Origin of the sequence: uncultured Campylobacter sp., from assembly GCF_938041645.1 — a bacterium.
Classification (GTDB): domain Bacteria; phylum Campylobacterota; class Campylobacteria; order Campylobacterales; family Campylobacteraceae; genus Campylobacter_B.
Window position 1 is genome coordinate 1 of record NZ_CALIST010000020.1, and the last position, 23,869, is coordinate 23,869.

Sequence of the window (23,869 nt, forward strand, 5' to 3'; positions counted from 1 at the left end):
ATAAAATTTTAAAAGTAATAATAAAAGTAATAAAAAGACTTTTGTTTCAATTCCCATGGGAAAGATTACCCACCAAATTTACCTAGCTAAGACGGTGAGATTTACCTCGCCAAATTTACTCCACCAAAGCGCGGAATTTACCCTGCAGGATAAATTCCGCTGAATTTTACTTCACCCTCTTTATCTCGATCTCGCCGTCACGTGCGCCGATTTCGATTTTATCGCCCGTTTTGATCTCGTCGCTTAGGATCATATCGGCGATCTTATCCTCTACTAGATCGTAGAGCGCCCTTCGTAGCGGCCTTGCGCCGTATTCGATATCAAAGCCCGCCGAGGCGATGAGCTTTTTGGCATTTTCGCTTAGACTCGCGTTAATGCCGCGGTTTGCGAGTGTTTTTTGCAGACTCTTAAACATAATGCCCACGATTTTTATAAGATCGTCCTCGCTTAGGGCATTGAAGATCACGATATCGTCCAAGCGGTTGATAAATTCGGGCTTGAAATAATTCTTCAGCTCGCTCTTTACCGCCTCCTCTCGCTCGGCAAGCGCTACCTCGCGCGGCTTGTCCGTATTTTTGGCGTCAAGCTCCATAATCTTAGCCGAACCGATATTGCTCGTTAGGATGATGATCGTGTTTTTGAAATCGACCGTAACGCCCTTGTTATCGGTCGCGCGTCCGTCGTCTAAAATTCCAAGCAGGATGTTAAAAACGTCCTTGTGCGCCTTTTCGATCTCGTCAAAAAGCAGCACCGAGTAGGGCTTTCTGCGCACAGCTTCGGTAAGCTGCCCGCCCTCGTCGTAGCCCACGTATCCAGGAGGCGCGCCGAGCAGGCGGCTGACGCTGTGCTTTTCCATATATTCGCTCATATCAAAGCGGATCATCGCCCGCTCGTCGTCGAATAAAAATCTAGCTAAGCTTTTCGCGCTCTCGGTCTTGCCGACGCCGGTAGGACCCAAAAACAAAAAGCTTCCGATCGGGCGGTTTTCGTTTACGAGCCCCGCTTTGTTGCGCTTGACGGCGCGAGCGATGGCGTGCAGCGCCTCGTCCTGCCCCACGACGCTTTCTTTTAGATGCTCCTCGATGTGGAGGAATTTCTCCTTTTCGGAGGAGAGCATTTTGCTTACCGAGATGCCCGTCCACTTGCTTAAAATTTCAGCCACGCTCTCCTCGTCCACGCGGTTTCGCAAAAGCACGCCGTTTTCTTTCATCACGTCCCATTTCGCCTCAAGTTCCTTAACCTTCGCCTGCGCGGCGGGGATCTTGCCGTATTCGATCTCGGCAGCCTTGCTAAGATCGCCGTTGCGTCTTGCTAGGCTAGCTTCGTTTTTAAGGCTATCGATTGCTTTTTTCGCCTCGCTGATGCCGCCGAATACGGACTTTTCGTTTTCAAATTTAGCCTGAAGCGCGTTTTTCTGCTCGGTTAAATTTTCGATCTCTTTATCGATCTGCGCGAGCCGCTCGTCGTTTTTGCCGTCATCCTCCATCTTAAGGGCTTCCTTTTCGACCTGAAGCGTAAGGATGTCGCGCTTAGCCTTGGCAAGCTCGTTGGGCTCGCTTTCGATCTGCATTTTAAGCTCCGCCGCCGCTTCGTCAATGAGATCGATCGCCTTATCCGGCAGAAATCTATCGCTGATGTAGCGGTCGCTTAGCCTTGCAGCCGCCACAAGCGCGCTATCGGTGATGGTGACGTTGTGATGCACCTCTAGCCGCTCCTTTATGCCGCGCAAGATCGCCGTAGCCTCGCTCACGCTAGGCTCCGCGACCGTCACGGGCTGGAAACGGCGCTGAAGCGCGGCGTCTTTTTCAAAATACTTTCGATACTCTTTCAACGTCGTAGCGCCGATAGCGTGTAGCTCGCCACGCGCAAGGGCGGGCTTTAGGATGTTTGCGGCATCCATCGAGCCTTCGCTTGCGCCCGCGCCTACGATGGTGTGAATTTCATCGATGAAAAGCACGACGTTCGCGGCTTTTACGACCTCGTTGATGACGGCTTTGAGCCTATCTTCAAACTCGCCGCGGTACTTCGCGCCCGCGATTAGCGCACTCATATCAAGCGCGATGACGCGTTTGTTTTGCAGGCTGAGCGGAACCTCTTTTTTTGCGATCAGCTGAGCAAGACCCTCGACGACCGCGGTTTTTCCCACGCCCGGTTCGCCGAGTAGGATAGGGTTGTTTTTCGTCTTGCGGATTAAAATTTGCATCATTCGCGAAATCACCTCGTCGCGACCGATGACAGGATCGAGCTCGCCCGCGATCGCCTTGGCGGTGAGATCAACGCCGAATTTACTAAGCGCCTCAAGCGTCTCGTCGGCGGTTTGCGAATCGATGCTTTTGCCACCGCGAAGCGCCTCCAGCTCCTTTTTGATCTCGCTAAGATCTGCAAATTTAGATAGAATTTTTTTTAGCGGATCGGCGTTTAAATTTGCGATCAGCCAGGTATCTACGGCGATAAATTTATCGCCCGAGCTCGTCATTAGCCCCTTTGCGACCTCTAGCGAGTTCATCAGCTCGCGCGAGATTCGCACGTTTTCCTTCGTGACGTTTGAGCTCGTAGGCAAATTTGAAATTTCGCTTTTGATCTCAAGTTCGACCGCGGTCTTTTCGATGCTAAATTTATTAAAAATTTGATTTAGCACCGAGCCGCTGTCGGCTACCAAAGCCCAAAGCATGTGCAATACGCCCACTTCGCTATTTTTGGAATGGATCGCCAAAGAAACGCTGCTTTCGAGCAAAGAGCGCATTTTGTCAGTTAAAATTTCAATAGTTTCGTTCATAAATTTTCTCCTAAAGTTGAAGTTGATTGTATTATATAACTTTAGTGTCTTTATGTCAAGATTTTTTAGTGAGATTTTAAAATTTTCGGCTTAAATTTATCCGTAAACGCACAAATTTCGTATGAAATTTACCTTATTTTTAGCCAATTTTCTATAAAATTCACTCCATTTTACTTTCAAGGATAAACTTTGCGACAAAAACACCTCTTCTTCGGCTTGGGATTTATTTTCTCTTTATTTTTAGGCGTTAGTTTTTTTACCGGAAATTTACAAGCCAGAGAGGTCAACGCGACTAAAAAGCCAGACAGCGAAAAAACGCGTCTGGAGGCGCTAGCCAAGCTTACTAAAACACTTGCGATCGTCGAAAACAATTATGTCGATGAGATGACCTTTTCGGAGCTTGTGGACAAGACGATCTCGGGGCTTATGAATAACCTCGACGCGCACTCAAGCTACATGGACGAAAAGGCTTTTAACGATACGAAAGTCCAGACCGAGGGCGAGTTTGGCGGGCTTGGAATTCAAGTGGGTATGAAAGACGGCGCTCTGACCGTCATCTCGCCTATCGAGGGCACGCCGGCGGATAAAAAGGGCATTCAGGCTAACGATGTGATCTTGCGTATCGACGGCAACGCGACCTTCGGCATCACGATCGACGATGCGGTCTCAAAAATGCGCGGTAAGCCGAAAACTAAAATCACTCTAACGATCGTGCGCAAAGGTGTTAGCAAGCCTTTCGACGTCGAGATTATCCGCGACATAATCAAAGTGGAATCGGTCTATGCTAAGATGATCGAGGATGATAAAATTTTATATCTGCGCGTTACAAATTTCGATCAGCACGTGGTGGCGGACGCGAGCAAATTTATAAAAGGGCATAGAGACGCCAAGGGCATTATTTTGGATCTGCGAAACAACCCGGGCGGGCTTTTGGATCAGGCGATTGGGCTTGTAAATTTATTCGTAAGCAAAGGTCTTATTGTCTCTCAAAAAGGGCGCGCGAAAAACGAAACCGAGGCGCATAACGCCGATCCTAAAAAGAAGATCACCGATCTACCGCTTGTGGTTTTGGTTAATGGCGGCAGCGCAAGCGCGAGCGAGATCGTAAGCGGCTCGCTTCAAGATCTAAAGCGCGCGGTAGTCGTCGGCGAAAACACCTTCGGCAAGGGAAGCGTGCAGGTGATCCTGCCGATAGAAGATAAAGAGGCTCTGCGGCTTACCATAGCGCGATACTATCTATCAAGCGGTCGCACTATCCAAGCGGTGGGCGTGACGCCTGATCTCATAGTGGCGCCGGGCAAGGTGCCGAGCCGCGACGAGGATGAATTCTCGCTAAAAGAAGCCGATCTCAAAAAGCACCTGCAAGGCGAGTTAGCCAAGGTTGAGACCAAGAAAAAAGATGCTCAGAAAAAGGATGAGAAAAATTTCATCACCGCAGAGCAGATTAATAACGATATCCAGTTAAAAACCGCAATAGACGCGATAAAAATTCTAAACATCAAGTAAGGAGAGTGTGATGCAAGCTACCAAAAAAGAGCTTATCTACGAAGGCAAGGGCAAAAAGATGTGGTCGGTTAACGAAAGTGACGACCTTTTGATCTCGGAATTTAAAGATTCGCTGACGGCGTTTAACGGCGTCAAAAAAGCCGAAGAGAGCGGCAAAGGCGCGCTGAATTGTAAAATTTCGACGCTGATTTTCGATCTGCTTAAAAAGCACGGCATCGACACCGCGCTTGTTGAGACGATCAGTCCGACCGAGCAGCTCGTAAAAAAATGCAAGATTTTCCCTCTTGAGATCATCGCTCGTAATATCGCCACCGGCTCGCTTACAAAGCGCCTAGGCATCAAAGAGGGCACGAAGCTTCCGTTTACACTGGTGGAGTTTTGCTATAAAGACGATGAGTTGGGCGATCCGATCCTAAATGACGAGCATTGCTTGCTGCTTGGCGCCGTAAAGAGCCAAAGCGAGCTTGACGAGCTCAAAAAGATCGCACGCAAGATCAATGAAATTTTGATTAAATTTTTCGACGAGCGAAATTTAAAGCTCGTGGATTTCAAAATCGAGCTTGGCAGAGATAAGGACGGAAATATCCTACTTGCAGATGAGATCAGCCCCGATAGCTGCCGCTTTTGGGACAAACAGACCGATAAAAAGCTCGACAAGGACGTATTCAGGCAGGATCTTGGTAGCGTAAAAGTGGCCTACGAAGAGGTCTTGCGTAGAATTTTAGGATAAGCGATGAAGGTAATCGTAAACGTAAGACTTAAAGAGGGCGTGCTCGATCCGCAGGGCAAGGCGGTCAAACACGCCCTCGCTTCGCTTGGCTTTAGCGGGGTAGAGGACGTGCGCGTAGCCAAACAGATCATCCTTGATATAAATGGCGAGGATAGGGATAAAATTTACGCCGACGTCGCTAAGATGTGCGATGAAATTTTGGCAAACACCGTCATTGAAGACTACGAGATCGTGATATGAAGGTAGCGATCGTAAATTTCCCCGGCACGAACTGCGAGCGCGACAGCAAATACGCCTTTGATAAGCTCGGTTGTGAAACGCAGATAATCTGGCATAAAGAAACCGACATAAACGCCGATCTGATCGTGCTTCCTGGCGGCTTTAGCCACGGAGATTATCTGCGAACCGCGGCGATTGCTAAATTTAGTCCGGTGATGAAGGCGGTTCTTGCTCATGCTGCGCGCGGCGGCTATATCTTAGGCATCTGTAATGGCTTTCAGATGCTTTTGGAGTTAGGCTTGCTCGCAGGCGCGATGAATAAAAATATAAATTTAAGCTTTATCTCAAAATTTCACCATCTGCGTGTCGTTTCAAACGACAATAAATTTCTGCACTGTTGCGATAAGGGCGAAATTTTAAATATCCCGATTGCGCATGGCGAGGGCAACTACTATGCGCCTGCGGATACGCTAAAGTCGCTATACGACGAGGATTGCGTGTTGCTAAAATATTGCGACGAAAATGGCGCGGATCTAAATCCGAACGGCTCAGTGGACGCAATTGCCGGGATTTGCGATAAAAACAAAAAGATTTTCGGTCTGATGCCGCATCCTGAGCGCGCGATAGAGCCTATTTTAGGCGGCACGGATGGAGAGAAAATGCTAAAAGGCTTAATTTGCTAAAAAGAATTCTTACTATTTTAGGTGTCTGCACGCTTGCGTTTGCTGCGCCGGAGATTGAGATCGATTCGCTTGATGATCTAAGTAAATACGCGCCGAAAAAAGCTGAGGATAAGCCCGACGAGCCGCAGACGCGCGATAATTCCAAGGTGATGCTGAAGTATAATAAAAAAGAGGTTATGTCGATGGATAATCTAAGTATCGACGATCTTAAGGCTTTGGCGCCTACTAACGAAGTCGATCTGGATGTATCCGACGATAAGGTCTATCAGGACATTAAGCCTAAGGAGCTTACGCTAAAAGCCAGCGGGATGCCTAGGAAGGTGTATTGTAATCAAATTTTTAAGATTGATTTCGCCGTATATTTGGGGCAGAAAATCACCGTTAAGCCAAAGCTAGAGATCAGCCGCACCAATGGCATGAAGTGGCTTAATGCCGACAATCTTACGTGGATTGAGGGTGACGAGATGTTTGAGACGACGCTCTGGTTTGCAGCAAGCGATAAGAGCGATAAGATAAATGAGCTCGTTTTGACCTTGCAGCGCAACGGAGAATTCTTTGAAAAAAGCTCTATCAAACCTGATAATCCGGAATTTATGAAGCTTGATACGAAGCCTAATTTTTCGCATATCGTAGCCGACGAGTTGAAACTTAAAAACTACAAAACTACAAAATTTGACGACGCATCGAATTTACTCACTCTCGATCTTGGTATCCGAAACGGCGCAATCAGCGCTTTTAGCATAGATAATCCAGCCATTATCAAGCAGGGTGTGGACTCCGTGCGCGGCACATACGCAAGTCAGAGCGGATATTATTTCGCCGTCGTGGATAAAAATATCACAAATTTAGACTTCAGCTATTTCAATCTTAATACTAAAAAATTTGAAAATTTCGGTCTTGAACTTAATCCGCGCGCCGAGGATCTTAGCACGCAGATCGGGCTAAATCCGAAAGAGAGTAAATTCGAAGCCTACAAGCAGATCGCGATCTATACGCTAGCTGCCGTGCTTTTGGTGATGTTTCTGCTTAGCAAAAATATCACGCCGCTTATCTTTGCTGTGCTAATTTTGGCGGTAAATTTCTATGCTCAAAGGCCTTACGGCACGGGCAGTATCGCGCAAAATTCTCCGGTTAGAATTCTGCCTATGCAAAGCTCCACCGTGTTTTACGTGACTAAAAATCCCGAAAAGGTTGAAATTTTAGGCACTAATAAGGAATTTTATAAAATTATGCTGGGCGGCAATAAGATCGGCTGGGTAAAAAAGGATGAGCTTGTCAAGGATTAGAGCGCTATTTTACGCGATTTGGTTTATTTTTACCGTCGTTTGCGTCGTAATCGCCATGGCGGTGAAAAACTCCTCTCATCGCCGCTTCCGCCGCATTTGGGGGCGCTTCCAGCGCTACGGCGTCGGATACGATATCCAGATCATAGGCACTCCCGATCCGCGCGCGCAGTTAGTAATCGCCAACCACCAAAGCATAATGGATATCGTCGTGCTTGAAGAGACCCATCCCGCCGATATCTGCTGGATCGCTAAAAAAGAGATCGCAGACATCCCTATCATCGGCAAAATCATCACGCTTCCGAAGATGATCCAGGTTGATCGCTCAAATCCGCGCGATTTAGTGCGGATCGTGCACGAAGTGCAGCAGCGCGTGAGCGAAGGGCGCGTCATCACGATGTTTCCCGAGGGTACCAGACATCGCGGCACGCAGCTTTTGCAATTCCAAAGCGGCGCCAAAGCGATCGTTAGCAAGCTCGGTCTGCGCGTCCAGCCCGTGGTGCTCATCGGCACGCAGCACATCGCAAACTCTCACGATTTCACCGTCCACAGCGGACACGTCAAAATCATCTACCTAGACCTGCTCGACACGAGCGATAAAGATTGGCTACAGCACGCCAGAGATACGATGCAAGCCGTAATCGACGAAAACGAAATCGCCGAAGCGTAGGCGGAATTTATAAATTTACCGATGAAATTCAAACGCGACTTTTGTTAGTTCGCGCGATTTCTGTGCGCTAGCGCGTTCATTCGTCGCTTTGATTTGCGACGGCGAAATTTTTTTATAAATTTCACCCGCTCGTGTTAAGCGGCGTGGAATTTTAAAATTTCGTTCGTGCGCGCGGACGGCGAAATTTTAAAATTTTATCCATGCGCACAGGCAGTGGAATTTTAAAATTTCATCTAAGCAGCAGGCGGCGAGTTATCGGCAAGAGATAGGCGAGAAAACAGCGCCTGTATAAAACGAAATTTTAAAATTTACGCGGCGCGGTAAGATGAAATTTAGCATATATTTAGCTATTTGCGAAAATGGCTAAACGATTTGTCGCAAGAGCAAAGGCGGCGCCAACCTGCAAGCAGTCTAAAATTTTAAATTCTTAAGGAGGAGAGAATGGCGTTTGTTACAGAGTATATTTCAAAAGAGGATATCGAGAAATACGACTTACTAAAACCGAGTAATGAGATATGTGAAAAGTATCATCAAGTTAAGCTGGAATGGGCTATTCTAAATTCAAGAGACTGGTGTATAGATCGAGAAAGAGGTATTTGGCTTTTTTCAGTGTGCAGTATCACTATTGGAGATCCGAGAGATATGAACTATAGCGGTGAAGATATATGGCTTTTGCATTATAGAGGCAAAGATATAGAGATCGATTTAAGAAATATACATAACAAAAATACTAGTACGAAAATTACGGATAATCCGTTTAAAATAATCTATGAGCTAGAATCTATAAGAAGTGATATCGGGAATATACCAAAGCAAGAGATTGTGGATATTTTAAAAGAAATTCTAAATGAATATGGCGATGGAGTGTCTATTGTCCCTAAGGAAAATATTCAAGTAACTTTTATATCAAAAATTTAAAGCAAAGGGGATAAAGTGGCGTTTATTACAGAGCGTATTTCAAAAGAGGATATTGAAAAATATAGTTTATTGGAAACGATAAACAAAATACGCAAAAAATATGATGATGAAATTAGTCTATGGTTCCTAGAAAGATTAGATTGGTGTATAAACCGAGAAAATAATACTTGGTTAATTCGTATATCGCATGATTATTTAAGAGATATAGGAGATTGTGCCTTAACTAAAACGATATGGCTATTGCATTATAAAAGTAACGATATAGGGCTGGACTTAAGGCGGATTTTTAATGATGAAACGATTGGCGATCCGTATAGAATTATTTATGAGCTTCACGATATAAAAACAGATGCCGAGAATACAACCAGCGATGAAATTATAGATATTTTGAGAAAAATTTTAAGCGTATATGGCGGTGGCGGAGTTGGACTAGAAAATTTTACTCCAAAAGAAAAATTAAAGGCAAGCTTAATAGTCAATTTATAGCAAAGTAAGAATACGAGCCACAAGGCAAAACAAGCAAATACCGAATTAAAGAAATAGTAGATGATTAAACCGCCTGCGATTAAGAAAACTATTTGCTTTATGCCGATCATCAATATACAGTCGATTTAAAATTTTACCGTCGTAATAGGATAAATTTTAAAACCTCGTCCGCTTAAATCAGCGTCGGCTTTAGCTTGCGTGCCGAAAAGTCGGGCCTCTCGCCGCGAGCTAGAGCGATGAGCTCATCCGTCGTAATTAGATAAAAGCCCGCGAGTCCTCTGCCGAAAAGCCTTTGGATTTCATCGCTTCTGCCGTCTAAAAAATCAAGCGCAAGCTTGGAATTTACTAGCAAAAAATCGCTTCCGCTATCAAACGCGTCAAATAAAATTTCGCCCCCCAGCCGCAGCGCGCACTCCCGCTCGCGCTCGTATATCTGTGCTCCAAGCGGCGCGCCTTCGCAGCCAAAGTGCACGATCTGCGCACCCAGCCTGTTAGCCAGCTCCTCCGCAGCCTCGTCATACCACACGGCGACGTTAAAGCCGCTAAAATTGTGCTTCGCGCTAGAAGCGTCAAATTCCGCCATGCTCTGCGCGCTTAAAATTTTATTGCTCTGCGCTGGCTCGTATTTTAAAATATCGCAAAACGCCCTGTATGCCGCGCGGTCGTCAAACTCCATCCCCACGGCGTCGCACTTCGTAAAATACGCCATCTGCGGCTCGATGATCTCTAAAACTCTCATACGCTCGCTAGGGTGCGTCTGCATCAGGCGGTGCGCGAAGATAAAGGCGCTGTTGCCCAAAAACTCCCGCGAGCATGCGGGAATTTTCGTCGAGTAAAAATAGGGCGCAAGGCTTTTGTAAAACTCGAAATCAGCAGCGTCCGCGATGCCCTCAAAGGCTTTAAATTTATCCAAAAACGCTCGCGGCTCGCAGCGCAGATCTTTAATCGCCTCTTTTTCGCTAAGAGGAGCGATGATTAGCTCGCTTCCAAAGTGCGCTATGAGCGTATCTAGCGGCTCTTTTACGCTTACTGTGGTGCCGCCGATTTTTACAAATTCCACTCCCTGAGCGCTAAAATAGGGATCGTGCGCGCAGATGTCGTCAAGCAGTGCCGCAAGATCGGCAAAGGGCGCGCTTTCATAAACATAGGGCTTGAAGTAGCTTGCGACGTCGCAGCGAGGATCGAAGCGAAAGAGCCTGATTAGCATTTTTCATCCTTTTTTTATGGCGAATGATACTAGAATTTGCCTTAATAATGAGTTTTTTAGCGGCAATTTTATAAAATTGCGCCTTAGATTAACGCAAAGGCCGGCTATGAAAATTTTATACACCCTAAATCACGCGCCGATAAATGCGCATTTTAGTAAAAACTCCAGCGATTTCGTCGTGCGCGAAGTGCCGCTTTACGAGCCTAGCGGTGAGGGCGAGCACTGCATTTTGCTGCTGCAAAAAAAGGGCATTAGTACGCACGAGGCGTTGCGGATTTTAAGCGAACATACGGGCGCTAAGATGCGCGAGTTCGGCTACGCGGGGCTTAAGGACAAGCAAGGCCTTACGACGCAGCACGTTAGTATGCCCGCTAAATTTGAACCCGCGCTGGACGGATTTTCGCACGAAAGCCTTAAAATTTTAAGCGTGCAAAGGCACAAAAATAAGCTTAAAATCGGGCATCTTAGGGGCAATGACTTTTTCATCCGTCTAAAAAAGGTTCTACCGCCCGACGCCGTCAAGCTCGCAGCCGCGCTAGATACGCTAGGGCGCGAGGGCTTTGCGAACTACTTCGGCTATCAGCGCTTCGGCAAGTTCGGCGACAACGCGGCGCAGGGCGAGGAGGTGCTGCGCGGACAGAGGCGGCTTAAAAACCCCAAAATGCGCGACTTTCTAATCAGCGCCTATCAGAGCGAGCTTTTCAATCGCTGGCTTAGCAAGCGGGTCGAAATTTCAAAATTTGCGGCGGAATTTAGCCTTGAAGAGTTAGCTAAAATTTACGGACTAAGCAAGGAGGAGGCACGCGAGATCGCGGCTCAGCCGCAGTTTTTCAAGCTTTTAAGGGGCGAGATTTTAGGACATTTTCCGCATGGCGCGTTTTTTAGCTGCGACGATCTTGGCGCGGAGTGCGAGCGGTTTGCAAAACGGCAAATTACGAGTGCGGGACTAATTGTCGGGCGAGCGAAGCTGCGAGCTAGCGGACTTGGCGGCAGATTTGAAGATGAAATTTTCGCGCCTGCTCGCGAGTTTGAGGCGCAGATGAACGGCTCGCGCAGGTTTGCGTGGAGCTTTATGGAGCGCGTACAGCACGCCTATGATGCGCAAAATGCGCATTTTAGCTTCAGTTTTTACCTGCCAAAAGGCTCTTATGCGACGGTCGTTTTGGAAGAAATTTTGCACCGAGATATATTCGAGGGTGCCGCGACGGACGAGGATTGAGCCGCATCGCGCCGCGGGGTAAGACTCGTGCCGCACCACGTCAAATCGCGGCCGCGGAGTAGGGCTCATGCCGCGCCAAACGGTGCCGCAGAGTGGGGTTCACGCCGCACTTGCGCTACGTCACGCCGCATCGCACCGCGCTGCAGAATAGGGCTCGCGCCACGCCACACCCCACGTTAAACCGCGCTGTAGAGTAGGGCTTGGCTACGTCGCGGCGCAGCACGCGGAATTTTACGGAATTTTAGAGCTTGCTGCGTGGATTTAAATTTATGCGACGATGAAATTTTATGAAATTTCGTAAAATTTTATCGCAGTAAGCGCGCCGTTTTGTTTAAGCCATAGAATTTCAAATTTAAAATTTATTCGGCTCGTCCGTAGGTAAAATTTGCTAAATTTCACTTTTTTATAGTTGCCCAAATTCATTTTCGCCAATAACCAGCAAAATATTATTAAGCTTAAAATCGCTTAAATCTTTTATCTACTATTGCCCGTTTACAATATTTTCAAAATTATTCTCTTCCCAAAAGTAGCATTCTAACATTTTTAAAATTCCATTTTCCAAAAGAACCATTGCTCCTCCAATGTTTTCATCAGAAAGCATTAAATTTACATTGCCGACAAAACCGTTATTTTTACTTTTTTCTAATATTTTTTTACACTCGAAATGGCAATAATATCCGGCTGTCGAAACCTCTCTTTTTGTAATTTCTGAATTTTCAAACTGCTCATAAAGCGCATAATTGCTTAAATCATCACTTATTAGCTTAATAATTTCAGCTTCGATATTTGCAATATCTGTAAAATTATCGAGGGATAAACATCGTTCCGATTTTTGGTTTTCCATTTTTTATAACTCCACATACATTAATTTCATAGCCTTTAATATTGACTTTATGACCATTAGTAAAATTATTTGGCAACTTACCATTTGCCATATCTTTTTCAAGTTCTTTAATTATAGCATTATAAGCTTGTTATTGATTATTTTCAAATTTATTTAAAAAATCATCTAATTTATGCTCTGTTTTGTTAAAGATGTGATTTAATTTATTAGCTTCTTTATCGTCGTCATCCTCCGGAGGTAATGGTGCAGAGGCGGGAGTTTATACTTGCTCTCGGCGTAAAATTCCGCCCCTTAAATTCCGCGAGCCCTGAAATTTAAGCCAAAAAAGCTATAATTGCGCTCGGGTGTGGCGTGCGGTCGCTCCGCAAGGAGAGGAAAGTCCGAGCTGCGATAAGACAAGGTTGCGTCTAACGGACGCCGGGGGCAACCCTAGGGAAAGTACAACAGAAAGCAAACCGCCGCGCAAGCGGTAAGGGTGAAAGGGCGGGGTAAGAGCCCACCGCGCGCGTGGAAACACGGGCGGCAATGCAAACCCAACCTGCAGCAAGAACGGGTGGTTTCGTCTTATATTTGAACCGTTCGCTCGAACCGATTTGCAAAAATCGGTCTAGATAAATGACCGCTGTAACGGAACTCGGCTTATAACCACACCTATTTTTACGCCGAATTTATTTACTTGGAATAAGGAAAAAATTTTGAAAAGCTTAATTTTATGCGGTACGCTTTGCGCCGTCGTTTTAGGGTTCGGAGGCTGCGCGAGTGCGGGTCCTGATAAGTCAGTAATCTTGCAAGGCGACGCCCACGATCGCGCCTGTGCGGAGGTTTATGAGCGCTACAAAGAGCTCGAAGCGGAGCTCTTGGCGGTCGAGGATCGATACGCAAACCCAAGCGTTGCAAACGATTATATACAGGCTTACGATGAGTACGAGCGCACCATCGCCTATTACAACGAAAATTGCGCGACCGATAAATAAGCGGTGCAGATTGAGCGTGATTTGGTATAAGTGTGGCGTGACGCAGCAGTGCAAAGCACTTAAAATTTTATAAAATCTCTAAAAAATATTGAAAATTTTACGCGAAGCAAAAAGCGTCTAAAATTTATTTCTTACGCTTGGATCTAGCGATATAAAGTCGCGGTGTGAAGCATAGCGTGGTGCTTATTTGTGCCCGCATTTAGCTTAGCACGCCAAATTTGCTGTAATCGTATAACGGCGTCACATACTCGCGCATTGGCTAAGGGGCGCACGATTTATTAATTGGATCGGCGCGAAGCCTTGAAGTTGCGAAGTCGCACTCAAAAATTTTACCGTGTGAATTCGAATTAGTGGCTTAAAGTGGCAAAGCAATACCCCAAAATTTAGCCGCGAGGCGGTCGATGAACGATTTATTAATCGGATCGGTATAAAGTCACACTAAAAATTCCATCAAGTGGAGTTGGTTGCTGTGTCCGTATATGCGTCTGTCAAAGCCTCGCAGCCTCAATATAAATATATTTCATCGAGTGGATTTGAATTGGCGCCTAGGTGCTTGGATCGATCGTAAAATCAAGCCTTTAAAATCCTATCTCGCCCAGTTTCGACCTATTGCGCGATTTTCGCGGCATATAAAGGCGGTAAAACGAGATCGTTAGGGTAGCTTTAAGGTGCAGCGATTTTTTCGCTTACGCATGCGGCTTTGAGACGCTTGGTAATTTCGATTTACTCGCAGAATTTTAAGATACGCGGTTTTTTGAGACTATAGCAGCGAGATTTTTTGGGTTTTTAGCGCGAAGGTATTTGGCGAATTTGCAGTGCCATGGCTTTGATTTTTGTCGAGAAATTTTAGAATTTTAAGATTTCGCAAGAGAATTTTGTGCGTTTTGGCGCTGCGTCAAACTTAAAATTTCATCTTGCCGCCGCGTAAGATTGCCCGCCTAATCTTTTTGTATTTTTAAATACGGCGTATGTTTTGAGATTTGCGTCCGTTTTTGAAATTTTACTCCGAATAAACACCGAATACACAAAATAGGTAGCCCAGCGATAATTTTAGAAAGCCATGCAAGCTTACAATGCAAAAGCTAAAGCTTTATGAGAGGCGGAACTTAAAGCCTTTACCGATAATCTAGCCGCGCAAAATGCCGCCGCGTTACGGCGTGCTAAGGCACCCGAAGCGCCGCATTGTACGCTACGGTTTGCCTCATTATAGCTCGCTAAAACGCTCAAAGCGGGCTTTTAGAGATTTTGCATTTTTGTTTAAAAGCTCCGCTTGCGCGGCGAGCTTATCCGCGTATGTTTGAAGCGCCGTCGCACACTTAGCATGCGCCTCAAAGTCCGATTTTAGCGCGTAAATTTCATTTTTTACCGATTTGATATTTTGCGCGAGCGCCTCGTCTTTTACGAAGGTACGGATCGTGTCTAAAAGCGCCAGCAGCGTCGTGGGTGATGTCGCAAAAATGCCGATTTGCGCGCAGTATTCAAGCACCTGCGGCAGCTTCTCGCAGACATATACAAAAACCGCCTCACTGGGTACAAATAGCACCGCAAACTCCGTGCTAAGAGGCGGTATGATGTATTTTTCCGCGATATCTGCGGCGTGTTTTTTCATATCGGCGGCGAGTTGCTTATCCGCACTAGCAAGCGCTGCGGCGTCGTTTAAGGCGGAGGCGGCGATAATTTTTTCATAGCTTTGAAGTGGAAATTTTGAGTCGATGCAAAGAATTTTTTCTTTTGCGATATGTAGCGCGCAGTCTGCGATCCTGCCGTTTGGTAGGTGCTTTTGCAGCTCGTAAAACGCGGCGTTTTGCCCATAAATCATCGATAAAATTCTCTCTAATCGGTACTCACCGAAGTTGCCGCGCAGCTTGACGTTGCCTAAAATCGCGTTTAGCCTTGCGATTTCGTCGCGCACCTGAAGCGAAGTTTTATTTTGCTCGCTCATTCGCGCTAGATTTTCCGCTATGTCCTTAAAGCCGCGATCCAGCGAGCTTAAATTCTCGCTAAGCGCGCTATTTTGGCGCTGCAAACCCTCGCCTAGGGATCTATTAAGATAATAGAGCTTATCGTTAAAGCCGTCATTTAGGCTTTGATTTAGCTTAAAAAGCTCGGCACTTGCTCTCGCACTTTGAGCCGTAAGCCTTTCACTTAAAAGCTCGCTAAGCGCGGAGTTTGCATCGCTTATGCGGCGGTTTTGCAGCACGAGCGCGATCAGCAGGGCAAGCACTAGTGCAGCAAAAAACGCAAACGCCGCGAGCACAATCCCGTCAGCGTCCATTTTCTTGCACGCTTTGCGGATCTAAAATTTCATTTTTGTAGCGTAGATATTCGATGTCGTTGTTAAGCGCGCGATTTTCCTCAAGCAAAACCTCGTGCTTGGTGCGAAGCGCGGCGATGTCGCGGCTGATGTAATAAATTTCGTTGCGGATGTAAATCGCCGGCACCGTCAGCAAAAACGCAAATCCGATCAGCAGATAAACAACTAAAAGCTGATAAAGCGTGAGATTTTTCTCCTTTTTTTTCTCGGCGTCGTAGTTGCGTAGTAGCTCGTCTTGTGCGCCCGCGAAACTGCCGTAACCGCGTCCTGCAGCAAGGCTTGCATAATCATGCGCGCCCATATCTGCGTAATTTTGATTTTGCGTGCCTGTAAAGTTCGCACCCACAAACGCCGCATAATCCACCTTGCCGGTAAAATTGGCACCTACAAAATCGCCGTAGCTCGCTCCGCTGGAATTATCGCTGCCGCGAGCGGCTGAAAGATTTGCGTCGCCACGTCCTTTGAATTTTACTTTGCTGTTTTTATTAAATTTTGTTCCGCCGCTTTCGGAATTTAGGTAGTTTTGGGTGCTTGTAAAGCCTGAACTTTCGAATTCCAAGCTAGTAAAATCGTCGTAACCGCCCGCTGCGCCCGCGTAGTTTCGTTTTACGGAAAGATCCGCGGCAAGCTTATCCTCTAGCTCCTCATCCGTCAGATCCTCCATAGTTCGTCTTTTCGCAAGCTCTATACCCGCTAGATCAGATGTTCCTGCGAAGTCGTGCCCGTCATCGTCGTCGGCAAAATATTCATATTTATTCATCTAAAATCTCCATAAATTTAAAACCACGATCTTATCTTTACTCGCCGCCAAGGCGCCTGCGTCAAGATAAATTCAGCTCGAAGCCCGCAGCTCGCGTGTACCCAGCAATGAGCCGTTAAGGTGAAATTTAAAAGTCAAAGTTACGGGCAAAATTCTTCTTTGCAATTTTACCTCGGTAAATGGAATTTTATCTTAACTCGCAAAATTATATCTCGGCCAGCAAAAGTAAAATTTTAATTTAGCGGGCTATTGCGTTTATTTGGCTGGCTCTTTGCACGATATTGTATAGCAGCAGAAGCTTCAAAAGAAGCATCGCGTTAATTTTGCGCGTTTTTTTGCACCGCCTGCTTAGGAAATTCATTTTGACAGGTAAAAATCGAGCTTACTTTACCAAGATTGACTATTTATAAAATTTTGTCAAATCGTCTGAAAAACCGCTTAAAATTTTTATTGCGTCTTCGATGCACCTTAAAACGCTAAGCGAAAGATATCGCTTGCAAGTAAGCTCTATCATCTAAAAAAATCAATGAAATTACGGCTCACTTGCAAAATTTCTTTAATGCAAAGGACTTAGATTTGGCATTACGCCGCTTGCTTTAGGCACCAAATTTTAACTTTCGTTCGGTTCTATATCTATGTTGCCACTTAGTTTTTAAAATATGCAGCAGCTAAATCTCATAAAATTATACATTAAATTTAGCGTAAAATTCAACGTTAAACTTTTTGTTAAATTTTATGATTTAGCTATTAGGTGTCCAAAAAAAACACCGAAAATATTATAAATTCTAAAGCGAATCTTTGTAAGCTGGATTTTAAAATTCCATAAAATTTTAAAATTTAATGCCTGCAAATCTATAAATTTTACAAAATTTCGTCAAAATTTAAAATTTATAGCAAGCAAAGGCGGTTATTTCAGCCAAAAAATTCTAAGCTTCGCGCTCGCTGCTCGCGAGTTTTGCGCAAGCTCTTGCGCGTCCGCTATTATAGGGCTTTTGGTTAGGATTTTACCTAACGAATGTCCGCCGCCGCATTCGCAGCGCATAAACTCGCTAGGGCAGACGCAATCGCGCTCCCACGCCCTAAATCGCTCCTTTACTATGCGGTCTTCAAGCGAATGAAACGAGATTATAGCGACAATTGCATTAGTTAGAATTGAATCGCGCGATTTTTGCTCAATGAGTGTGAGCAGGCGCTTTAGTTCGCCAAGCTCGTCGTTTACCTCGATGCGGATCGCCTGAAATGCTAGCGTAGCCGTGCTGATGCTGCGCCCTTTAACGGGCTTCGTTCCGATTAAATTTGACAAAGCTTTAGCACTTGTTAGTGGTGCGTTAGCCCGCGCAGTAGCTATTTTAGCAGCGATTGCGTTAGCGTTTGTTAGCTCGCCGTATTCGCGGAAAATGCGCGCCAGATCCACTTGCGAGTAGCTGTTTACGACATACGCCGCATCTAGCGCTGCGCTCTCGTCCATTCGCATATCCAGCGCATCGCTTTTGGTGGAAAAGCCGCGCGAGTTTTTATCCAGCTGAAGCGACGAAACGCCAATGTCGGCTAAGATCCCACGAACTGCGCGGAGCTTTTGCTCGGGTAGAATTTCTAAAATTTCGCTAAATTTTGCTTTGTGGATTTCTATGCGATCTTTAAATTTACTGAGCCGCTCGCGCGAAAATTCTATCGCTTCGGCATCTCTGTCGCAAGCGATAAGCTTAAGACGCGGATTAGCGGTCAAAATGCCCTCGCTGTGCCCTCCGTAGCCTAGCGTGCAGTCGATAACATAGCCATCCTCAAGCTGCGAAAATGCTGCGATCGTTTGCGAAAAAAGTACCGGAATATGTGGAGCTTGCACCTGATTTTATCCTTTTGAAATTTCTAATCCTATATAATAGCGAAATTTTTTACAAAGGCGAGAGATGGACGAGTATTATTATGAAATTTTACGCAAAATTTCGCTTTCGATGTTTAGAGATAGGCTTTTTGGAATCTTTCACGGCTCGATTTCAGCAAAAATTAAAGAAAATCAATTTTTGATCAACAAAAAAGACGCGATTTTCGATAGCCTGGATAGGGATGATTTTATAACGCTGTTTTCAAAAAAAGACTACCGCTGGCAGGATGCTAGCATCGATAGCGACATACATATAAATATCTACAAAAATATAAAAGAGGCGAAATTCGTAACCTACGCGACACCGCCATATCTCGTCGCATATACGCTGGAGCATGATTTTATTTTGCCGCGAGATTACTTTGGGGCGAGCAAATTTAAGCGCATTGAAATTTACGATCCTAAGAGCTACGACGACTGGCACGAGCGTGCGCCGTACGAAATTTGTAACTATATGATAAATGAAAATAGCGATATAATGGTGATCCGCGGCTATGGGGTTTTTGCCCATGCAAGGAGCGCGCAGCAAATGGCGAAAAAAATAGCGATTTTAGAAATGAGTTCAAAGCTGCTTTTGCTAAGCTAAGATTAATGTATACCAAATCATTTACTAACGCGTTATAATTCGCCAAAAATGCCTATTTTTCAGCCTTACATAAGGTTTTATCTGTATAATTACTAACAAAAAATTTCTTTAGTTAGCTATTTAAGGATTTAGATGATAGAATGGATGCAAAAGCATAAGAAGTCGCTTATACCGACGATCTGGATAAGCACGATAGCCTTCGTGGGCGCAGGCTTCGTCGGCTGGGGCGCATATGATATGAACGCTAACCGCGCAGGCTCAATCGCCAGAGTTGGGCAAATTTCCATAACAAATCAAGAATTAAACACAAAATACTCCGAACTATACAACAGGCTGAGTGCTATGAGCGATGGGCAATTTACTCAAGAACAAGCCAAAAATATGCATCTAGATCAGATCGCAGTAGATCAGCTAATCGGCGAAGCATATTTTCTAAATTTTGCTAAAGACTTAGGCGTTCAGGCCAGTGATAAAGATGTGGCGGAATTTGTGCTAAACTCGCCGAATTTTCAGGAAAACGGTGCATTTAGTAAAGAACTTTACGATAATGTCGTAAGGAATTCAGGACTAACTAAAAAGGAATTTGAGCGCAATCTACAAAAGGTCTTAACTTTAGAAAAGCTCGGCAAAGCGCTAAAAATAACGCCTAGCCCTAAGATCGTAGAAGCATTTGCTGCATCGCAGCTGATGCAGGATAAGGTTTCTGCAGAGATAATCTACGCCGATGCTAACGTCACTTTTAACGATGACGAGCTAAAGAAATTTTGGGAAGGCGAGAAATCGCACTTTATGACCGAGAAAAAATATAATCTAGGGGCCTATTTCGTGGCGCCTAGTAAAGCCGACGTGAATGAGACGGAACTAAGTAAATTTTATGAAGAACACAGAGGCGAGTATAGAAGCCTGGATGATAAACTATTGGATTTTGCAGAGGCTAAACCTAATGTCTTAAAAGATTACCGGATGGATCAGGTTAAAAAAGACGCTACAAAGGATTATCTGGAGATTAAAAAAGGCAAGCTTGATACTAATGAAACTATAGTTGCTACGGCTAGCAATTTTCCAATATCTGAGATTGAGGTTGCAAAGCCAGGAGATGTCATAAAGCCTTTCGAGTACAAAGGCGGATATTTGATTGCTAAACTAAACGGTGTAGAACAGCCTAGGCAGATGAGCTTTGAAGAGGCTAAGTCTTTGGCTTCTAAAGAATTTGAAACGAAGAAACGTAAAGAGCTACTTGAAAAAAGAGCTCAAGATGCGCTTAAAAATTTTAAAGGCGAAGATTTCGGCACCTTATCTCTAAGTAGTAAAAACAACACTAAGTTAAGCGATGACGAATTTTATAAATTTCTTATCGATATGTTTAATAAGCCTGTGAAAGAAGGGATAGTGATGTTTGATAATAAAGCCGTAGTGTATAAAATTTCACAGCAGAGCCTAGGTAGTAGTGAAGAGATAGATAAAGAAAAAACGATCGTAGCTGATAGAATAACCACGTTATTAAATTCTAATCTGCAAGATGATCTAACCAAAATGCTAGAAAAGCGCTATAAAACCGAAAGATATTTTAAAGGTAAAGACAGTGAGTGAGTATATTTTAGGTCTAGATATAGGCTCAACTAAAATTCGCGCGATAATCGCTAAAAATGATGGCATTTTTACGGTCTTAGGCGTTGGCGGAGCCGATACTTTAGGTATCAAAAAGGGCGTTATAACAAACATAGAGCAAGCCGCAGGCTCAATAAAGCAGGCGGTAAAAGCGGCTGTAAAAGGAGCTGGCAGAAGCTACGATAAAGCCATTATATCTATCTCGGGCTCATACGCCAAAAGCGTTAAATCTCGCGGTGTCATAACCATGGAAAATGAGATCGGGTTGGATGAAATAAAGCGTGCCATGCAGGTTGCCGAAGCTCAGGCTAACGTGCCTAGCGATAGCGTGATTTTACATGTGCTTCCATATGATTTTAGAGTCGACGAGCAGGAACACATCGAAGACCCTCTCGGTATGAGCGGTACCCGCCTGGAGGTATCCACGCATATCGTCATCGCTCCCGAAAGCTCAATTAAAAATTTGAAAAAATCCGTAGAGATGGCGGGCGTAAAGGTAGATAACATCGTCCTTTCGGGCTACGCATCATCCATATCCACGCTTAGCAAGGACGAAAAAGAGCTCGGCGTAGTGCTGATTGACATGGGCGGCGCTACATGCGATATAGTCATCCACCTGGGGAATTCCTTGCGTTATAACGATGTTGTGATGTTTGGCTCTAATAACGTTACTAACGATCTATCTCGCGCTCTGCATACGCCGCTTCCGTATGCGGAAAACATTAAAATTACCTATAACGATCTAATTAATCAAGGCAATAGCGAAGTCGAGCTGCCTGCTTTAGGAGATAGCGAGTCAGAAAACCACATCATAAGCCTTGAGATCATCTCTCAAGTCATCCTGGCTCGCGTTAAAGAGACCTTCGATATGATAGCCGATAAGATCGAAAGAAGCGGCTATAAAGACCGCATAGGCGCAGGTATTGTAATCACGGGCGGTATGGCGAAGCTAGACGATGTGCGCGATTTAGCGGCGATAGTTTTTGATAACACTTCCGTTAGGGTTGCAAGAGCAAAGAGCGTGGGCGGTCTGCACGAGATCGCCGATGATATTTCAAATTCTTGCGCACTAGGACTTTGCATGTATGGTTTCGGCGAATTTACCCCTTACGAGATGGACTCTAACGGCAAACTCCGCTACAAAGACGAAGTTATAAACAAGGCTCCGAAACGAAATGTGAACGAATATTATGAAAAAGAGGTCAGTAAGGCGATAGAAAAAGAGGGCATCAGAGCGGATAGCGGTGCGGCTAAGAAGGAGGATCTAAATATCCAACTTCCCAAAAAAGACGGACAAAATTTTTTCAATAAAATTTGGTCGTCTATGAAAAATTGGTTTTAAATTTTAAGCTAAGGAGATACTCGTGAAAGGATACAGCATGGAAGAAAGAAAGGGCATCTACGGTGCTAAGATGAAGGTGATCGGCGTCGGCGGCGGCGGATGCAACATGATAAATCACATGATCCGCGAAGGATTTACCAAAACCGACGTTGAGCTTATGGTAGCTAACACCGACGCACAGGCGTTAGAAAAGTCGATCGCAAATACTAGAATTTTACTAGGCGAAAACACTACCAAAGGTCTTGGCTGCGGTATGGATCCAGCGCTTGCTAAAATGGCTGCAGAGGAGAACTACGACTATCTTAAAGACCGCTTGGACTACTCCGACATCGTTTTCGTGGGCTCCGGTCTAGGTGGCGGTACTGGTACGGGCGCTGCACCTATCGTTGCAAAAGCTGCGAAAGAGAAAAAAGCGCTAACTATCGGCGTCGTTACCACCCCTTTCGGTTTTGAGGGCAAAAAGCGCATGCGACTAGCACAAGAGGGTCTTGAAGAGCTTAAAAAAGAGTGCGATTCCATAATCGTTATCCCAAATCAAAATTTATTGAAGATCATCGATAAAAAAACCGGCCTAAAAGATGCCTTTAAAATCGTAGATAATGTCCTATTCCAAGCCGTAAACGGTATGATCTCCGTGATCTTAGAGTCCGGTGACAGCGATATCAACGTCGATTATGCCGACGTCAAAAAGGTAATGACTCACCGCGGTTTGGCGCTTATGGGTATCGGCGTTAGCGAAGGTGATGGCGCGGCAGAAGAAGCGCTAAAAAGTGCGATCCAATCTCCGCTTTTGGACAATACCTCCATCCACGGCGCTATGGGTGTGCTAGTGCATTTTAAGATGTCGCCTGATTGCTCCTTGCTTGAGATCGAATCTGCTATGAATATCATCGAAGATACCGTGGATAAGGATGCCGACGTTACCTGGGGCACCACCACCGATCCTAAGATGGAAAATAACCGCGTCGAGGTTACTCTCATCGCCACCGGCTTTGAAAGGAGCATCGAGGAAAAAAAGCAGGTCGCCAGCGATAACGTAGCGGATCGCAGGAAGGCGCTTTTAGAGAGCATGGGTCGAAATTCTATCTTTTCTAGACAAAAGGTAAGTAGCGGCGATTTTAACGGAGACGAGACCTACGACGAGCTCGATGAGCCCGCATTCTTACGCAACCAGATGGACTAAATGCGCAGACGAGATAGGCAGCTAAGCGAAGATGAGGCGTTAAAAATCATCGACGAGAGCGAATATGCTACGCTTAGCTGCATAGACGAGAGCGGCGAAATTTTTAGCGTGCCTATCTCGCCCGTGCGCGATGCAGACATTATTTATATCCACGGCGCGCCTGCCGGTACAAAGGCGAAACTCTTTCAAAACGGACGCGCGGTAACGGCTGTTTTTGTTAGCTACAACCGCGTTCCTACCCCAAGCGATGAAGAATACCGATCTATCGCAAACGACGCTGCCGCTTTAGGCTCTAGAGTTTATACGACGGAGTACCGCAGCGCGATCGCCGTTTGCGAAGCAAACGAAGTGTTAGATGACGAGCGTAAAATTTACGCCCTGCGGATACTTTGCGAAAAATACACCCCAAACTACATGTCGCGTGTAGAATTCGCCTCCAAAGCATCCCTAAAACGCACGAAAGTGTATGAGCTTAAAATAAAATCCGTAACCGCAAAAGCTAAAATTTTATAGAATTAAATTTAAGAAATCTAAATTTAAATTGCTTGATTTCTTAAAATTTCAAGTTTGAATGTTAGGCAAATTTTAATCTGAAATTTCGTATCGCCAAATTACAAAGCTTCTTATCGGCACGAGCATCGGCACCACCGCGGCGATCGTGCCGCTTACTATCGGCTCC

Annotated in this window: 21 protein-coding genes and 1 other RNA gene; 16 read left to right on the plus strand and 6 right to left on the minus strand. The window is 45.3% G+C overall.

Going from position 1 to position 23,869, the window contains the following annotated elements:
• Positions 1-166: 166 nt before the first annotated feature.
• The gene (locus Q0600_RS02860; protein ID WP_298756684.1) at positions 167-2,776 is read right to left on the minus strand and encodes an AAA family ATPase; all 2,610 of its coding nucleotides are present in this window, start codon (positions 2,774-2,776) and stop codon (positions 167-169) included.
• Positions 2,777-2,992: 216 nt separating this feature from the next.
• Between Q0600_RS02860 and Q0600_RS02865 the strand changes: the two genes are divergently transcribed.
• The 8 genes from Q0600_RS02865 to Q0600_RS02900 all read left to right on the plus strand — a co-directional run bounded on the left by Q0600_RS02865 (position 2,993) and on the right by Q0600_RS02900 (position 9,271).
• Positions 2,993-4,282 (plus strand): S41 family peptidase, encoded by a 1,290-nt coding sequence (locus Q0600_RS02865; protein WP_298756729.1) that lies wholly within the window; start codon positions 2,993-2,995, stop codon positions 4,280-4,282.
• Between the two features lie 10 nt (positions 4,283-4,292).
• On the plus strand, positions 4,293-5,012 hold the full coding sequence (purC, locus tag Q0600_RS02870; protein WP_291937547.1) for a phosphoribosylaminoimidazolesuccinocarboxamide synthase: 720 nt from the start codon (positions 4,293-4,295) through the stop codon (positions 5,010-5,012).
• A 3-nt stretch (positions 5,013-5,015) separates the two neighbouring features.
• Positions 5,016-5,252, plus strand: a complete 237-nt coding sequence (gene purS, locus Q0600_RS02875; protein ID WP_298756688.1) for a phosphoribosylformylglycinamidine synthase subunit PurS — start codon at positions 5,016-5,018, stop codon at positions 5,250-5,252.
• Entirely contained in the window at positions 5,249-5,914 is a 666-nt protein-coding gene (gene purQ / locus Q0600_RS02880) for a phosphoribosylformylglycinamidine synthase I (protein WP_295152903.1), read from the plus strand. The genes purS and purQ overlap by 4 nt, the downstream gene beginning before the upstream one ends.
• Positions 5,908-7,200: an SH3 domain-containing protein gene (locus tag Q0600_RS02885; protein WP_298756691.1), complete on the plus strand. Its 1,293-nt coding sequence runs from the start codon at positions 5,908-5,910 to the stop codon at positions 7,198-7,200. Before purQ ends, Q0600_RS02885 begins: the two co-directional genes overlap by 7 nt.
• On the plus strand, positions 7,181-7,867 hold the full coding sequence (locus Q0600_RS02890; RefSeq protein WP_298756694.1) for a lysophospholipid acyltransferase family protein: 687 nt from the start codon (positions 7,181-7,183) through the stop codon (positions 7,865-7,867). Before Q0600_RS02885 ends, Q0600_RS02890 begins: the two co-directional genes overlap by 20 nt.
• Before the next feature lie 441 nt (positions 7,868-8,308).
• Positions 8,309-8,785 (plus strand): hypothetical protein, encoded by a 477-nt coding sequence (locus Q0600_RS02895; RefSeq protein WP_298756697.1) that lies wholly within the window; start codon positions 8,309-8,311, stop codon positions 8,783-8,785.
• Positions 8,786-8,800: 15 nt separating this feature from the next.
• Positions 8,801-9,271 (plus strand): hypothetical protein, encoded by a 471-nt coding sequence (locus Q0600_RS02900; RefSeq protein WP_298756700.1) that lies wholly within the window; start codon positions 8,801-8,803, stop codon positions 9,269-9,271.
• A gap of 172 nt (positions 9,272-9,443) precedes the next feature.
• On the opposite strand, the gene Q0600_RS02905 is transcribed toward Q0600_RS02900, so the two are convergent.
• Positions 9,444-10,478, minus strand: coding sequence for a hypothetical protein (locus Q0600_RS02905; protein WP_298756703.1), 1,035 nt, complete (start codon positions 10,476-10,478; stop codon positions 9,444-9,446).
• A 106-nt stretch (positions 10,479-10,584) separates the two neighbouring features.
• On the opposite strand from Q0600_RS02905, the gene truD reads away from it, so the two are divergent.
• Complete coding sequence (gene truD, locus Q0600_RS02910; protein ID WP_298756706.1) at positions 10,585-11,697, plus strand: tRNA pseudouridine(13) synthase TruD; 1,113 nt, start codon at positions 10,585-10,587, stop codon at positions 11,695-11,697.
• Between the two features lie 481 nt (positions 11,698-12,178).
• On the opposite strand, the gene Q0600_RS02915 is transcribed toward truD, so the two are convergent.
• Positions 12,179-12,541, minus strand: a complete 363-nt coding sequence (locus Q0600_RS02915; protein WP_298756709.1) for a hypothetical protein — start codon at positions 12,539-12,541, stop codon at positions 12,179-12,181.
• A gap of 341 nt (positions 12,542-12,882) precedes the next feature.
• Here Q0600_RS02915 and rnpB point away from each other — a divergent pair.
• Together rnpB and Q0600_RS02925 are read left to right on the plus strand one after the other, a co-directional pair.
• Positions 12,883-13,199, plus strand: an RNA gene (rnpB, locus tag Q0600_RS02920) — RNase P RNA component class A.
• Between the two features lie 37 nt (positions 13,200-13,236).
• Positions 13,237-13,515, plus strand: a complete 279-nt coding sequence (locus Q0600_RS02925) for a hypothetical protein (RefSeq protein ID WP_298756712.1) — start codon at positions 13,237-13,239, stop codon at positions 13,513-13,515.
• Positions 13,516-14,719: 1,204 nt separating this feature from the next.
• Here Q0600_RS02925 and Q0600_RS02930 read toward each other — a convergent pair.
• The 3 genes from Q0600_RS02930 to rsmH form a co-directional block, all read right to left on the minus strand.
• The gene (locus Q0600_RS02930) at positions 14,720-15,790 is read right to left on the minus strand and encodes a DNA recombination protein RmuC (RefSeq protein ID WP_298756715.1); all 1,071 of its coding nucleotides are present in this window, start codon (positions 15,788-15,790) and stop codon (positions 14,720-14,722) included.
• Positions 15,780-16,589 (minus strand): hypothetical protein, encoded by an 810-nt coding sequence (locus Q0600_RS10545; RefSeq protein ID WP_366517534.1) that lies wholly within the window; start codon positions 16,587-16,589, stop codon positions 15,780-15,782. The genes Q0600_RS02930 and Q0600_RS10545 overlap by 11 nt, the downstream gene beginning before the upstream one ends.
• 907 nt (positions 16,590-17,496) lie before the next feature.
• Positions 17,497-18,432 carry a 16S rRNA (cytosine(1402)-N(4))-methyltransferase RsmH gene (rsmH, locus tag Q0600_RS02940; RefSeq protein WP_298756718.1) on the minus strand — a complete coding sequence of 312 codons (936 nt, stop codon included), beginning with the start codon at positions 18,430-18,432 and terminating at the stop codon, positions 17,497-17,499.
• A gap of 64 nt (positions 18,433-18,496) precedes the next feature.
• On the opposite strand from rsmH, the gene Q0600_RS02945 reads away from it, so the two are divergent.
• From Q0600_RS02945 to Q0600_RS02965, 5 genes are all read left to right on the plus strand, one after another.
• On the plus strand, positions 18,497-19,057 hold the full coding sequence (locus Q0600_RS02945) for a class II aldolase and adducin N-terminal domain-containing protein (protein WP_005869054.1): 561 nt from the start codon (positions 18,497-18,499) through the stop codon (positions 19,055-19,057).
• A gap of 132 nt (positions 19,058-19,189) precedes the next feature.
• The gene (locus Q0600_RS02950) at positions 19,190-20,647 is read left to right on the plus strand and encodes a peptidylprolyl isomerase (RefSeq protein ID WP_298756721.1); all 1,458 of its coding nucleotides are present in this window, start codon (positions 19,190-19,192) and stop codon (positions 20,645-20,647) included.
• Entirely contained in the window at positions 20,640-22,007 is a 1,368-nt protein-coding gene (ftsA, locus tag Q0600_RS02955; RefSeq protein WP_177389106.1) for a cell division protein FtsA, read from the plus strand. The genes Q0600_RS02950 and ftsA overlap by 8 nt, the downstream gene beginning before the upstream one ends.
• Positions 22,008-22,029: 22 nt before the next feature.
• Positions 22,030-23,190, plus strand: a complete 1,161-nt coding sequence (ftsZ, locus tag Q0600_RS02960; protein ID WP_298756723.1) for a cell division protein FtsZ — start codon at positions 22,030-22,032, stop codon at positions 23,188-23,190.
• A complete protein-coding gene (locus Q0600_RS02965; protein ID WP_298756726.1) occupies positions 23,191-23,703 on the plus strand; it encodes a pyridoxamine 5'-phosphate oxidase family protein in 513 nt (170 codons plus the stop codon).
• The last annotated feature ends 166 nt before the right edge of the window (positions 23,704-23,869 follow it).